Genomic DNA, 13,609 nt, shown 5'->3' with positions numbered 1-13,609 from the left:
CCCCGTACGGCCCCCGCGCCGCCGCAGCCACGTCCCGCGCACCGGTTCCCCGGACGCCCCCTCGGCGCCGTCCGCACGCGTGGCCTCCGGCTCGGTGGCACCCTCCGGCTCCCGGCCGTCCCCGGGTTCCGTGTCGCCGGACTGCCCCGTCCGGCCCGCCTCCTGGGTGGTGTGGTCGGTGTGCTCGGTGGGGTCCTGGTCAGTGACGGCGGTCACCGGTCACCTCTCCTTCTGCAGTACGGACAGCGCGGCGATGAGTTCGGCCTGTGGCTCGGGATGCACTTCCAGCCCGTCGAGCGGTGCCAGCCGACGCTCGCGCTCGACGTGCAGGACGCGGTCGACGTGTTCGTCGAGCAACCGTCCGCCCCGGTCGCGCAGCCGCAGCGCGCCGTGGGCGCCGAGCCGCTCGGCGAGCCGCTCCCCGGCGACCCGCGCGCGCCGCCCGCCGAGCAGCACGGTGGCGACCAGCCCGGCCACCACCCCGGGATCCGGGGCGAGGTTCCGGTCCAGCTCGCGGACCTCGTCCTCGGCGTACTCCTCCAGCTCCCGCCGCCACCGGCGTACGGCCAGCCCGATCCGGTGCTCGGCGCTCTCCGGCGTGGGGTCGTGGCGCGCGAGTTCCGGGGCGGCCGCGGCCGGTTCGCCCCGCCACGCCTCGTCGACCCGCTCGTCGGCGGCGGTCACGGCGCACAGCAGCAGGGCGCTCAGGCTCTCCACCAGGGAGTCGAGGAGCTCCTCCGGGGAGCAGTCGAGGGGGAAGGCCCGCCAGCGCTTCAGGGCGTCCCCGGCGAGCACGGCGCCCGCCTGCAACCGCCCCCGCACGCGCGCGTGCTCACCGTCGTACGCACCCTCGACGGCGGCGGTGAGCCGCAGCGCGGCGGCGTACTGCGCCGCGGTGGCACCGGCCAGTTCGGGCATCCGGGACTTGAGCGAGTCCAGGATGCCGTGCGCCGTACGGGCCATGGTGTGGTGCCGGGCCTCCAGGTCCTGGGCCCGGTGCACGAGCCAGGACCGCAGCGGCGCCACGGCGCTGGCCGGCAACAGCCCGCCGCCCCAGGCCGATTCCGGCAGCTCGGGCACGGTGAAGCGGGGTACGTCGCCGAGACCGGCCTTGGTGAGCAGGGCCCCGTACTGCCGGGACACCTCGGCCACCACCTGGTGCGGCACCCGGTCGAGGACGGTGACCAGGGTGGCGTCGTACTCCTTGGCGGTGCGCAGCAGGTGCCAGGGCACCGCGTCGGCGTACCGGGCGGCCGTGGTGACCATCACCCAGATGTCGGCGGCGCAGATCAGCTCGGCCGCCAGGACGCGGTTGTCGGCCACGAGGGAGTCGATGTCGGGCGCGTCCAGGAGGGCGATGCCCGGCGGCAGGGTGTCGGCGGTCTCGACACGCAGCACGCGCGCGGGGTTCTCGCCGGGCAGGAGCAGGTCGTCGTCCGGTTCCCGGTGCGGCACCCACACGCGCGTGAGGTCGGGCAGCACCCGCATCCCGCTGAACCAGTGGTGGTCCTCCGGATGGCACACCAGCACCGGCGTGCGGGTCGTGGGCCGCAGCACGCCGGCCTCGCTGACCCGCTGCCCCACGAGGGAGTTCACCAGGGTGGACTTGCCGGCGCCCGTGGATCCGCCCACCACGGCCAGCAGGGGCGCTTCGGGGTCCTTCAGCCGGGGCATCAGGTAGTCGTCGAGCTGGGCGAGCAGCTCGTCGCGGTTGGCACGCGCGCGTGGCGCACCCGCCAGGGGCAGCGGAAAGCGTGCGGCCGCGACACGGTCGCGCAGCGCGGAGAGTGCGTCGAGCAGCTGAGGCCGTACGTCCAAGGTCACCACATGTGAAGAATGCCCAATTTTGAGGGAATTCTGAAGCATATGAGCATGATGAGCATGTCTGCGCGCCGACCGGACACTCCGGACGGAAGCCACTACTGGGACGTGAGCGCAGTCCAGGCATAACGAGTGGACAACACCCGATGCGCGAGCGGCCAAAAGCGATGCACGATTCGCACCTGCCTGCGATTATCGGAACCGCTTCACCGAACCTCCACATCGAGCCACGGAGGGGAAGCATCAGGGACATGGAGCCGGGAGCCCTATCCTTGTCCCCGGCAACGTCACGGACCCGCCCACACCCGGGCACCACGAACGAGGCCACCACACCAGGCCCCCGTAGCTCAGTGGATAGAGCAGGCGCCTTCTAAGCGCTTGGCCGCAGGTTCGAGTCCTGCCGGGGGCGCCACTGCCCGTTTGGCGAGGGGGACCGGACCACGTGCGACTGCGCTGCGCCGTACTCGACGACTTCCAGCGGGTGGCGACCGAGATCGCCGACTGGTCCCCGGTCGCCGGCGACGTGGACGTCGTGTCCTTCGACACCCATTTCGGTGACGAGGACGCTCTCGCGGCCGCCCTCGCCGACTTCGACATCGTGGTCACGCTGCGCGAGCGCGTGTCCTTCCCCGCATCGCTGATCGCCCGGCTGCCCCGGCTGCGACTCCTCGTCGCCTCCGGCATGCGCAACAGCGTGATCGACTACGCCGCCGCCGAGGCACACGGCGTCACCGTGTGCGGCACGGCCTCCTCCTCGGCCCCGCCCGTCGAACTGACCTGGGCGCTGATCCTCGGCCTGGCCCGCGGCATCGTGCGGGAGGGCAACGGGCTGCGCGAGGGCGGCCCGTGGCAGCAGACGGTCGGCGCCGACCTGCACGGCCGCCGCCTGGGCCTGCTCGGCCTGGGCAAGATCGGCAGCCGGGTGGCCGCGGTCGGACTCGCCTTCGGCATGCGGGTGAGCGCGTGGAGCCGGAACCTCACCCGTGAGCGCGCCGACGAGGTGGGCGTCGAACTCGCCCCCTCCAAGGAGGCGCTGCTGCGCGACGCCGACTTCGTCTCCGTCCACCTGGCGCTCGGCGACCGCACGCGCGGCCTGCTCGGCCCCGCCGAACTGGCCCTGCTCAAGCCGACGGCCTATCTGATCAACACCTCGCGCGCGGCGATCATCGACCAGGACGCCCTGCTCGCCGCGCTGCACGAGGGCCGGATCGCCGGCGCGGGCGTCGACGTCTTCGACACCGAGCCGCTGCCCGCCGGCCACCCGATGCGCACCGCCCCGCGCCTGCTGGCGACGCCCCACCTCGGCTACGTCTCACAGGCCAACTACGCCACGTACTACGGCCAGGCCGTGGAGGCGATCCGGGCCCACCTCGACGGCTCCCCCGTACGCCGCCTGCCCGTGGCCCCCGCTCCGGACGCTCAGGCGGTTCCCACCCGGTCGGATTCCGCCGGGCGCGCGTAGATTCCGCCACTCCGGCGGAGGTGTCCGAAGTCCACCAGATGGCGCCGGAGCGTCACATGGTCGACCTCGCCGTCCTCGCACCACGCCCGTAGCTTCTGGTCGACGGTGCGCTCGGGGTACTCCACGCCGGGGGCGAAGGTCCGCTCGGCGATGTGCCGCAGCACCACCTTCTTGCGCGTCCAGCGGGCGGGGAGGCGGACCAGGCGCCCGTCCTTCACGAAGGTCCGAAGGATCATGCCGGTGCGGTCGCCGTCGGCCGCCGGTGCGGGGGCACCGGCCGGGCCCGCCGTGGGGCGGGCCGCGCGGGCCAGTTCCCTGAACCGGTCGTGCGCTACGACGAGTTCACCGTCGCCCCTGGACACCACCACGCCCTGCTCCCGCAGCCGGCGCAGCGCACCCGCCGTCTCCTTGGCGGACAGTCCGGCCGTCCGGGCCACCTCCGCGCTGCCGCCGGCCCCCAGCGCGACGGCGGCGAAGGCGCGCACCCTGCTCTCCTCGGAGAAGAGGCCGGGCAGCGCGGCGAGCGCGGACGGCTCGGAGAGATCGGAGGGATCGATGGACGCGTCGGGCAGGTCGTTCGGCATGGCGGGGAGGCTAGTGGACGTCCGCGCGGGAACGGCACTGGTTTTCCGTCGCCGCCCGCTCCCTCGCCGTCCCTCGCCCTCTCTGCAAAAAGGGTGATCCTCACATTCTCCCCGTGACCCGCTTCGACCAGGGGCGTTGAACCGGCCGCGCGGCGGCGCGTCCTGCCGCCGTTTTCCCCGAGTCAGAAGGAGAAACGTGATGTCTCGCATCGCGAAGGCGGCCGGCGTCGCTCTCGGCGCCGGCGCCGTGGTGCTCAGCGGCACCGGCCTGGCCATGGCGGACGCGGGTGCCGAGGGCGCGGCCATCGGCTCGCCCGGCGTCCTGTCCGGCAACGTCATCCAGGTCCCGGTGCACGTGCCGGTGAACCTGTGCGGCAACACCGTGAACATCCTCGCTCTGCTCAACCCGGCGTTCGGCAACGCCTGCGAGAACGGCGCGGACGACAAGAAGGACACGAGCGACAAGAAGAAGGACACGAGCGACAAGAACGGCAAGAAGCACGGCAAGAAGAACGTCGGCTACGGCGGCTGAGTCCCGTAGGCACCCGAGGAGCCCCGGCCTTCCCGGCCGGGGCTCCTCCCGTGGGTCCCCGTGCACCGGTGAACCCTTCAGGTGCACCGGTTGATCCGTCAGGCGTAACGGTAGATCCGCCCGACGTCCTCCAGCTCGTCCGGCGTCACGTTCCACGGCGGCATCCGCTCGTGCCGGGCGACGATCCGTCCGCGCTGCGCGCTGCCCCGGCCGGGCGGATTCGCGGGCAGGTAGCGGGCGCCTCGGTGACGGGCCTGCCAGCGGGACCACTGGAGGTCGACGAAGGCGTGGTGCAGCCAGAAGACCGGGTCGTTGACGGAGGCGCCGCCGACCATGGCCCCGCCGACCCACCGGTGCACCCGGTTGTGGTTGCGCCAGGAGACGCTGCCACGGCCGGTCCCCCACCCCTCCAGCTTGTTGCGGAACCCCTTGCGGACCGTGGAGTCGTAGGGCGCGGTGTCGTACACGGGGTCGTCGAGGGCCCACTCCAGGTCACTCCTGGTGGGCAGCTTGAGGGGATCGCCCGCCCGCCCGAGGTCCCGGGTGAGGTACTCGGTGTCGGTGACGTTCACCTTCAGCGTCCAGTTGCCCTCGGCGTACGCGAACGGCCCGGTGGTGACCCGGTGGTCGGAGCGTCGCCCGGTGCCGCCCAGGAAGTCGGCGGTCCAGGGCGCGGACGTGGTGCTGCGGTTCTTCGTCCAGTCCCAGTACGGCACGGTGACCGACGGGTCGACCCGGCGCAGCGCCTCCTCCAGATCCAGCAGGAACCTGCGGTGCCAGGGCAGGAACGAGGGCGCCATGTGCGCCGTACGCAGCCCGTCCTCGCCGTCCGAGACGTAGTAGTCGATGTGGATGCGGACGAACTCGTCGTACTCGCCGCGCCGTTTGATCTCCAGCAGCGCCTTGACGAACCGTCGCCGCTCGGTGCGGGTCAGCGTGCTGACGTCCCTACGCGTGTACGCCATGACGTCCCCCGGAGCGGTGGTCGTGCCCCTGAGGGTCGTGCTCCTCGGCGACCGGCGTGTCGCGCAGGTGCTCGCCGGGGCCGAGTTCGTCGACGGCGCGGCGGGCCGCGGAGAGGGGGGTGGGGTACGACCGGTAGTGGTCGATCATGGTCAGCCAGCTGCCGTCGGCCCGGCGCATCAGGTGCAGCGGGCGGCCGTCCACGGTGACGTGCCAGGTGCCGGCGCCGACGGCGCGTCCCGCGGCGGACCAGACGCCGCGGATCCGGCGGCCCCGGTAGGTCTCGTCGAAGGCGCCGCTCGCTGCCGGCTCGGCGGTGTGCGGCTCGGGGCGGGAGGCGGCGACCAGCGGCGTCAGGGTGACTGCGAGAGCCGGGGCGAGCAGCCCTCGCATCAGCTGCCGCCGGGTGCCCTGCGCCGGACCGCCTCTCGCCCTGCTCTCCGCCCCGCGATCCTGCTCCTGCTCCTGCTCCTGCTCGGTGTCGCTCGTTGCCGCGCCCGCGTCGACGGCCATGGCTCGCTCCTCGTCCGGTTCCGGTGATCCGCACCACTAACCGGCCGACGGGCCACTCGGTCACCGCTCGCAGGGCCAGTCGGAGCACGGACGGCCCGGGCGTGTGACGGGCCGAGCGGACTAGAGCCCCGGTCCGACGCCCAGGTCGGCCACGGGGGCCGTCTGGACGACGGGGGCCGCCACACCGGCCTCCGGGAGCTTGGCCGCCGGCAGGCCGAGGGCGTCGGCGCGCGGCGCGGTGAGCGGCACGTCCGGGGACAGACCCGGTGCCAGGGTGCGCAGCCCGGCGGCGGGGGCGTCCAGGGCGGCATGGTCGAAGTTGTCGCCGAGGACGTGCGGCACGGGCTGGCGCAGGTCGGCGCCCGGGAGCCCGCCGTGCACCGGCAACTGCGGCAGTGTCCGCTCCGGCAGCAGACGGCCCTCGACGTAGCGCGGCCCCTCGGGTGCGCCCACCGTAGGCACGGGCAGCTCGCCGGTCACCTCCGGCAGTTCCATGCCGAGGGCCGTCTCCGCGCCGCCCAGGGGCACGGGCACGGGGATCGCGTCGGCCGCGGCGGCGGGGGCCGCGGACACGCCCACGGCTGCCGCCACTCCGGTGACGACGGCTGCCAGGGTTCGTCTGGTGGTCGACTTCATGTCAGGCACGGTCCCTTTCGAGAATGCGGGAAGACGGGAGGAACGGGCGGGAAGAGCGCACGCGGAAGACGGTCGGGGGCTCAGCCGCCCAGCGGGAGGCCCCCGAGCCGGCGGCTCTTCGAGTTCAGGTCGGTGGTCGCACCCTTCACGGTGTGCAGCACGGAGTCCTTGTTCTCGGTGTCGAGCGCCTTCGACTGGTGCTTGAGCGGCATGACGTCGATGGGCTCCGCGGTCAGGGCGTTCACGGCGCCGTTGAGGCTGGTGGGCATGGACCGGGCGGCGGTGTCGGCGTCGTGGGCGAACGCGGGCACGGCGGAGCCGGCGACGACCAGGGAACCGGCGACGACCGCGGCGGCCTTGAGGGACTTCATCGTGTTCCTTTCTTCGGCGACCCGTGTCACCGGAGGAAATACGGACGCTCTCTCCAACGACCTGTACCGGACACGGAAACTCCACCGTCCGGAAGACATATGAGATCTCCGGACCCTCGAATGGCGGAGGGGCAGAAAGGCGGCAATGCAGAAGGGGCCGTCGCGCCACCCCGGAAAGGGGGTGGCGCGACGGCCCGGGGACGCGCGGGGCGTCAGGAGGGGTTGGCCGGCAGCGGGTTCGCCGGGACAGCGGCGTCCGGCGTGGTGGCCTCCGGAGCCGCCGGGAGGGCGGGCAGACCGGCCAGGTCCGCGGCGGGCATGCCGTTGCCGACGAGCGTGGCGGCGACGACGTTGACGATGCCGGTCATCACCTCGTCGATGGCCGGGCTCACCTGCTCGGCGTTGCCGGCGGTGGTGGCCTTGACCAGCGCGTCGATCCGCTTCTGGAGGTCGGCGTAGGCCGTGGCCGTCAGGTCGGACGCCGCCGCGGTCTGGTCCTCCGCCACGACGGGCGCCGGCAGCGTGACCGGGTTGCCGGCCTGCGGCGCGGTCACGGTCGGCGGCTGGGCCGGGGTGGTCGTGCCGGGCAGGTTCACCGTGTCGTCCGCGTCCGCGTCGGCCGCTTCGGCCTTGGCGAGCGCGTCCTTGACTGCGGCGGCGAACTGGTCGGCCTCGGTGGCGGGAAGCCGGCCGTCGTCGGCCTTGAGGATGGCGTTGAGCAGGTCGGTGACGGGCGTGAGCACTCCGCCCAGGCCGGCCAGGTCGGCGACCTGGCTCTGCAGTTCCGCCAGGTCGGGCAGGGGTGCCTGGGACACCGCGTGGGTGCGTTCCCGGGCCGATTCGCCATCGGCCGCCATCACCGCCGGCCCCGAGAGACCGATCAGCAGGCCGGCGCAGAGAGCGGTGGTGGCGATTCGTCGTGCGGGCAGACGCATGGGTCGTTCCTTTCGGTGGTGCGTCGGATCTTGTGCCCACCGTGAAAGCGCCTGTGGCGCTCTGCAACCGAGCGATGACCACACGTACTCGCCCGGATTTCCCGTCCTCGGCGTCTTACCTGGTGAGACGCCCTGTCAAGGTCCGCACACCGTGTCGGCGTCCGCACCCCCCATTCGGGGCAGCGCTCCGCCGTCCGCACAAAAACGCGGACCGGCCGCCCGGTCGCGGAGGAACCGCGGTACGGACGGCCGGTACGGAAAGGCGTGAGCCGAGGTCAGTCGTTCTCGCACTCGTTGCCGAACGCCGGGTTCAGCAGGCCGATGATGTCGACGGTGTTGCCGCAGACGTTGACCGGGATGTGGACCGGGACCTGCACCACGTTGCCGGACAGGACGCCCGGGGAGTGGGCGGCGGCGGCCTTCGCGCCGCTGTCGGCAGCGGCGACACCGGCGGTGCCCGCCACCGCGGCGGCGGCGACGGAGGTCAGGGCCAGGCCCTTCGCAATACGCGACATGGAGAAGTGCTCCTTGGGGTTGTCACACACATCCGGGCGGCTGCCCGGCGCAGTGTCAACGCGTGGCATCCACGTGGGTTGTGCCGCCAAAGGGGTGATCTGACGAAGGACCGGTATTCACAAATCCAACACACTTAACCGGTTTCACCGTATTAGTACGGATAGCAGCTAGAGTCCCACTTCGTTCCCCACTCCATCGACGCCTCCCCGTCGCACCATTCAGGGACATCGGCCGAAGGCACTCTCCGAGAACTCCCGACGCGGCGGTGACCTGCCGGTTTCCGGCTCGTTTGGCAGCGGGACGCGGCGTGCGCCGGCGTACGCCGCGTCGCGGCCGACGCCCCGCCGTCAGACGCGTTCCCGCACGTCCCGAGCAGTCTCCGTGAACGAGGAAACGCGCATGCACCTGCCACCGACCGGCTCCCGGCCACGGGTTCTGCATGTCACCCAACCGGTGGACGGCGGGGTCGCCCGGGTCGTGACCGACCTGACGCGGGCTCAGCTCGCCGCCGGGCTGAGTGTCGCCGTCGCCTGCCCCGACGGGCACCTCGGGGACCGCCTCCGCGCCCTGGGCGCCGACGTACACCACTGGCCGGCCACCCGCTCGCCGGGCCCGGCACTCGTGCCGGAGGTGCGCCGGCTCACCCGGGTGACCTGGGCCGTGCGCCCGGACCTGGTGCACGCGCACAGCGCGAAGGCCGGTCTCGCGGCGCGGCTCGCGGTGCGGGGACGGATCCCGACCGTTTTCCAGCCGCACGCCTGGTCGTTCGAGGCGGTCGGCGGCCCCGCGCGGGCGCTCGCTCTGTACTGGGAGCGTTGGGGCGCGCGCTGGGCGGCGCGGACGGTGTGCGTGAGCGAGGCGGAGCGGTGGCGCGGGGTACGGGCCGGGGTCCGCGGACGCTGGTCGGTGATCCCCAACGGCATCGACACCAACCGCTTCCCCGCGGGCGGAACACCCGAGGACCCCACCGACGCCGACGGCGTGCGGTTCCGGCACGGCATCGGCCCGCACGCCCCGTTGGTGGTCTGCGTGGGGCGCCTGTGCCGGCAGAAGGGCCAGGACGTCCTGCTGGCCGCGTGGCGTTCGGTCCTCGCACGGGTGCCGGACGCCCGGCTGGTCCTGGTCGGCGACGGCCCGGACCGCAGTCCGCTCACCGCACGGGCCTCGGCGTACGGCTTCCTGGACGGCGCCCGGGCGTCGGTGGTCTTCGCGGGCGGTGTGGACGACGTCGCCGCCTGGTACCGGGCCGCCGATCTGGTCGTCCTGCCGTCGCGCTGGGAGGGGATGGCGCTGGCCCCGCTGGAGGCGATGGCCTGCGGGCGGCCCGTGGTGGTGACGGACGTGGACGGGGCCCGCGAGGGCCTGCCGCCCGCTCTGGAGCCGCACTGCCTGGTGCCCCCCGAGGAACCCGCGACGCTGGCCGGCGCGGTCGCCGCCCTGCTGCTCGACGCGCCGCTGCGCGCGTCGCTCGGCCGCCGGGGACACGCGCACGTGCGGTCCGCGCACGACGTACGGCACACGGCCGCGGCGGTCGCGGCACTCTACGACGCGCTCCTGGCGGGTGCGCGGACGACCGGGACGCACGTCGCCGACGGCTGCGGGGCGGCAGGCCCGGACCTGCCCCGCCCGCACGACGACCCGGCAGCCCCGGACCCGTCCCTCCCGCACCACGACCCGGACACCGCAGGCCCGTCCCTCCCGCACCACGACCCGGACACCGCAGGCCCGTCCCTCCGCCGCGGCGGACCGTCCGACGCCCTCCGTCTCCTCCCCGGCGACCGGCCCGCAGCCATGGGCCGGCCGGCCGTCGTGCCCATCGAGTACAGGGAGTCCACCCACCCGTGACCGCGGAAAGCACCGTCCCCACCCCCTCCGGCCAGGCGCACGACCTCGGCCCGTCCCCCGTCGCGGTCCTGCCGCCGCGCACCCGCCCCGCCGGCTTCCGGCTGCCCGCCGGGCGCACCGCGGCGCGGCCGGACTCACCCCTGCCACTGCTCGTCGCGGACGGCACGGCCGCGCTGCCGGGATCGCTGGCCCTGACCGGCACCCCGTACCAACCGCTGCTGACGGCACTGCTGGTCGGTGCCTCGCTGCTGCTGCGCCCGCGCCCGGACCCCGCCCGGCGGCCCACGGGGGTGCTGGACGACCTGCCCGCCCTGTGCGGGCGGATCGCCGTGGTCTGGCTGGCGCTGGCGGCACTCGTCGCGGCGTACGCACCGCCGCAGGCGCTGTCCGCGCCCACCCTGCTCCTCGGCTTCCTGCTGCACGCGGCCGCGGGCTGCGCCGGGCGGGGCGCCGTGCACCGGCGGCACCGTACGGCGCTGGCGAACCGGCCGTACGCGGCCCTGGTCGTCGGTCCCGCCGCGACCGCGCAGCGGGTGGCCTCGGCGCTGCTGCGCCACCCCCGCTGCGGGGTCCGTCCCGTCGGCGTCGTCACCGACGAACCCGGCGGCAGCACCGGTCTGCCCGTCCTGTCCACCGGCGAGGAGGTGCGGCGGGCGGTCGTGCAGAACGGGGTGCGCGACGTCCTGACCGTCCACCCCTCCGTACGCACCCGGCAGGAACCGCTGCTGCGGGCGCTGGCGGAGTCCGGCTGCGTGGTGTGGGAGCTGGACGCGGACCTCCCCGCGCGGGACGGCCGGGAACGGCTCGCCGGATTCTCCCGCCGGCGGCTGGAGCCGGACGCCCGGCGACCGGCCGGCGCCGGCAAGCGGGTGCTGGACGTGACCGTGTCCGGGCTGCTCCTGCTCCTGCTCAGCCCCGTGCTGCTGGCCTGCGCGACGGTGCTGCGGGTGGTCGGCGGGCCGGGCGTGCTGTTCCGGCAGGAGCGCATCGGCCAGGACGGCAGGCCGTTCACGCTGCTGAAGTTCCGCACCCACCGCCCGGCCGACGAGCACGAGTCGGCGACCCGGTGGAGCGTGGCGGACGAGCGCCGGATGCCGTGGTTCTGCCGCTTCCTGCGGCGCACCTCGCTGGACGAGCTGCTCCAGTTGTGGAACGTCTTCCGGGGCGACATGAGCCTGGTCGGCCCACGCCCCGAACGGCCCTTCTTCGTGGCCCAGTTCAGCCAGACCTACCCCGGCTACGCGGCCCGGCACCGGGCGCCCGCCGGCATCACGGGCCTGGCCCAGATCAGCGGACTGCGCGGCGACACCTCCATCGAGGACCGGGCCCGCTTCGACAACGCCTACATCGACGACTGGTCGCTGTGGCAGGACGTCTGCATCCTGCTGCGCACCGCCGTCGCGCTCGTGCGTCCCACGGGGAGCTGACGCAGGTGGCCCAAGCCCTTCCCCTGTGGCCGGCGGCGCGGGTGCGGCGGCTGCCGCCCGTGCTGGCCGTGGTCGCGGTGGTGGCGCTGCTCGCCCTGCCCGTCGCGCCGGGCGGCGGGGGCGGCATCGGAAACGCGCATCCGGCCGACGCGGTCTCCGCGCTGGTGGTGCTCTACTGCGCGCTGCGGCTGGTGCGGGACCGGCGGCGCCCCCTGACCCGCAGGGCGGCCGTGGTGCTGGGCCTGCCGGTGCTGGGCCTGGCCGTCGCCGCCGTGGGCGCCGTCTCACCCGGGGCGGGGCTCGAGGGACTGGGCCGGTACCTCCAGGTCTTCGTCCTCGTCCCCGCCGCCGTACTGCTGCTCCTGCGGAAACGGGACGACGTACGGCTGCTCGCCCGGTCGATGGTGGGCCTCGCGGTGTGGCAGGGGGCTGTCGGCGTCCACCAGTACGTGACCGGCACCGGCGCCTCCTACCAGGGCGAGCCGATCCGGGCGGTGGGCACCTTCGGGGCGCAGGACGTGATGGGGATGGCGACCGTGGTCTCCCTGGGCCTGGTCTGCGCGGTCGGTCTGGCGCTGGGGCGTACGCCGGTGCGGCACCGGCTGCTCGCCGCCGGGTGCGCGCTCGCCCTGCTGCTGCCGCTCGCCCTGTCGTTCAGCCGGGGCGCGTGGATCGCGACGGCGGTGACATGCGCGGCGCAGCTCCTGCTGTCCGGGGCACGCCGTGCGCTGGCGGTGGGCGCGGCGGCGGTCGCGGCGGGCGTGGTGCTGGTGGGCGGGCTGGGGGTGGGTACCGCGATGCTCCAGGAGCGGGTCGGCAGCATCACGCAGGTCACGGACGCCCCCGACCAGTCGGTGACCGACCGCTACACGATGTGGGCGGCGGCGGCCGGGATGTGGCGCGAGCGGCCGCTGACCGGCGTGGGGCTGAAGGGGTTCCCCGAACACCGCGACTCGCACGCCTCCCTGGCGCTGTCCTCGGGCAGCGAGACCGACGGCGCCGGTGCCGGGTACCAACGGCAGCCGCTGCTGTCCCCGCACAACATGTACCTGCTGGTGCTGGCCGAACAGGGCCTGCTCGGGCTGCTCGCGCTCGCCGGAAGCTGGCTGGCGCTGCTCGTCCTCGGGCTGCGGAGGCTGCGTGCCGTACGGCGGTCCGGGACGGCCGGGCAGGACTGCGGGCTGGTCGCCTGCGGGCTGCTGGTGTGGCAGTTGACCGACTTCGCGTACGCCGACATCGGCGGGCCCTCGACGGTGCTGACGGCGGTCTGCCTCGGGCTGGCGGCCTGGTGGGCGCTCGGTTCCGCGACGGGTGAGCGGGTGGCGGAGCGGTGAGGACGACCCCGCGGCGAGCGGTGGACGGGACGTCGGTCCCGCCGGCCCGGACCGCCCCGCCGGATCCGGACGCCGCGGTGGCCGAGACCCGGTCCTCCCGGAGTTTCCTGGCCCGGGCGGCGCTGCTCACCGCCGTGCTGTCGGTGGCCGGGTCGGTGCTCGGGCTGGCCCGGGACCAGGCGCTGGCCCGGCTGTTCGGGGCGGGCAGCGAGACGGACGCCTTCCTGGTGGCGTGGACGGTGCCGGAGTTCGCGGCGACGCTGCTGATCGAGGACGGGCTGGCCTTCGCGCTGGTCCCGATGTTCAGCCTGGCCCTGGCCCGCCGCGCGCGGGGCGCCCCCGGCGACCCGGTCCGCGACTTGGTCGCCGCCACCCTGCCCCGGCTGCTGCCGGCCTTCGTCGCGGTCGGCGCGCTGGTCGTCGTCTGCGCTCCCGCCCTGGTCCGGGCCCTCGCGCCGGGCCTGGACGATCACGCCCTGGCCGTGGACTGCACCCGGCTCACCGCCACCTGCGTCGTCAGCTTCGGGCTCGCCGGGTACTGCAGCGCGGCGCTGCGGGCGCACCGCCGGTTCCTGGCGCCGGCGGCGATCTACGTCGCCTACAACACCGGCATCATCACGGCGATGTTCGTGCTCGGCGGGCGCTGGGGGGTGCGGTCGGCGGCGGTGGG

Annotated in this window: 15 protein-coding genes and 1 tRNA gene; 7 read left to right on the top strand and 9 right to left on the bottom strand. The window is 74.3% G+C overall.

What is annotated here, in order from left to right:
• A partial coding sequence (locus DMH12_RS31920) for a hypothetical protein (protein WP_399189536.1) occupies window positions 1–216 on the bottom strand: 216 nt, incomplete at its 3' end.
• Between the two features lie 3 nt (window positions 217–219).
• Window positions 220–1,827, bottom strand: a complete 1,608-nt coding sequence (locus DMH12_RS31915; protein WP_122620055.1) for a dynamin family protein — start codon at window positions 1,825–1,827, stop codon at window positions 220–222.
• 330 nt (window positions 1,828–2,157) lie between these two features.
• Here DMH12_RS31915 and DMH12_RS31910 point away from each other — a divergent pair.
• Window positions 2,158–2,233, top strand: a tRNA-Arg gene (locus tag DMH12_RS31910).
• A 30-nt stretch (window positions 2,234–2,263) separates the two neighbouring features.
• Complete coding sequence (locus tag DMH12_RS31905; protein ID WP_125494872.1) at window positions 2,264–3,283, top strand: D-2-hydroxyacid dehydrogenase family protein; 1,020 nt, start codon at window positions 2,264–2,266, stop codon at window positions 3,281–3,283.
• Here DMH12_RS31905 and DMH12_RS31900 read toward each other — a convergent pair.
• Complete coding sequence (locus DMH12_RS31900) at window positions 3,241–3,867, bottom strand: DUF2087 domain-containing protein (RefSeq protein ID WP_125494871.1); 627 nt, start codon at window positions 3,865–3,867, stop codon at window positions 3,241–3,243. The genes DMH12_RS31905 and DMH12_RS31900 overlap by 43 nt on opposite strands.
• A gap of 199 nt (window positions 3,868–4,066) precedes the next feature.
• Between DMH12_RS31900 and DMH12_RS31895 the strand changes: the two genes are divergently transcribed.
• Window positions 4,067–4,399, top strand: a complete 333-nt coding sequence (locus DMH12_RS31895; RefSeq protein WP_125494870.1) for a chaplin — start codon at window positions 4,067–4,069, stop codon at window positions 4,397–4,399.
• A gap of 98 nt (window positions 4,400–4,497) precedes the next feature.
• Here DMH12_RS31895 and DMH12_RS31890 read toward each other — a convergent pair whose 3' ends face one another.
• The 6 genes from DMH12_RS31890 to chpG all read right to left on the bottom strand — a co-directional run bounded on the left by DMH12_RS31890 (window position 4,498) and on the right by chpG (window position 8,332).
• Window positions 4,498–5,364: a tyrosinase family protein gene (locus DMH12_RS31890; protein WP_125494869.1), complete on the bottom strand. Its 867-nt coding sequence runs from the start codon at window positions 5,362–5,364 to the stop codon at window positions 4,498–4,500.
• The gene (locus DMH12_RS31885; RefSeq protein WP_125494868.1) at window positions 5,348–5,875 is read right to left on the bottom strand and encodes a tyrosinase cofactor; all 528 of its coding nucleotides are present in this window, start codon (window positions 5,873–5,875) and stop codon (window positions 5,348–5,350) included. Before DMH12_RS31885 ends, DMH12_RS31890 begins: the two co-directional genes overlap by 17 nt.
• Before the next feature lie 120 nt (window positions 5,876–5,995).
• The gene (locus DMH12_RS31880; RefSeq protein ID WP_125494867.1) at window positions 5,996–6,511 is read right to left on the bottom strand and encodes a hypothetical protein; all 516 of its coding nucleotides are present in this window, start codon (window positions 6,509–6,511) and stop codon (window positions 5,996–5,998) included.
• An 80-nt stretch (window positions 6,512–6,591) separates the two neighbouring features.
• Window positions 6,592–6,882, bottom strand: coding sequence for a hypothetical protein (locus tag DMH12_RS31875; protein ID WP_125494866.1), 291 nt, complete (start codon window positions 6,880–6,882; stop codon window positions 6,592–6,594).
• A 212-nt stretch (window positions 6,883–7,094) separates the two neighbouring features.
• Complete coding sequence (locus tag DMH12_RS31870; protein WP_125494865.1) at window positions 7,095–7,817, bottom strand: hypothetical protein; 723 nt, start codon at window positions 7,815–7,817, stop codon at window positions 7,095–7,097.
• 275 nt (window positions 7,818–8,092) lie between these two features.
• Window positions 8,093–8,332 carry a chaplin ChpG gene (gene chpG, locus DMH12_RS31865; RefSeq protein WP_125494864.1) on the bottom strand — a complete coding sequence of 80 codons (240 nt, stop codon included), beginning with the start codon at window positions 8,330–8,332 and terminating at the stop codon, window positions 8,093–8,095.
• 400 nt (window positions 8,333–8,732) lie between these two features.
• Between chpG and DMH12_RS31860 the strand changes: the two genes are divergently transcribed.
• The 4 genes from DMH12_RS31860 to DMH12_RS31845 all read left to right on the top strand — a co-directional run.
• Window positions 8,733–10,178, top strand: coding sequence for a glycosyltransferase (locus tag DMH12_RS31860; protein WP_260474414.1), 1,446 nt, complete (start codon window positions 8,733–8,735; stop codon window positions 10,176–10,178).
• On the top strand, window positions 10,175–11,605 hold the full coding sequence (locus DMH12_RS31855; protein WP_125494863.1) for an exopolysaccharide biosynthesis polyprenyl glycosylphosphotransferase: 1,431 nt from the start codon (window positions 10,175–10,177) through the stop codon (window positions 11,603–11,605). Before DMH12_RS31860 ends, DMH12_RS31855 begins: the two co-directional genes overlap by 4 nt.
• Window positions 11,606–11,610: 5 nt before the next feature.
• A complete protein-coding gene (locus DMH12_RS31850) occupies window positions 11,611–12,939 on the top strand; it encodes an O-antigen ligase (RefSeq protein ID WP_125494862.1) in 1,329 nt (442 codons plus the stop codon).
• A partial coding sequence (locus DMH12_RS31845; RefSeq protein WP_399189525.1) for a lipid II flippase MurJ occupies window positions 12,936–13,609 on the top strand: 674 nt, incomplete at its 3' end. The genes DMH12_RS31850 and DMH12_RS31845, both read left to right, overlap by 4 nt.

This window comes from Streptomyces sp. WAC 04229 (genome assembly GCF_003947455.1).
Taxonomy (GTDB): domain Bacteria; phylum Actinomycetota; class Actinomycetes; order Streptomycetales; family Streptomycetaceae; genus Streptomyces.
Note: the sequence above shows the minus strand (reverse complement) of the source record. Positions and strands in the feature narration are given on the sequence as shown.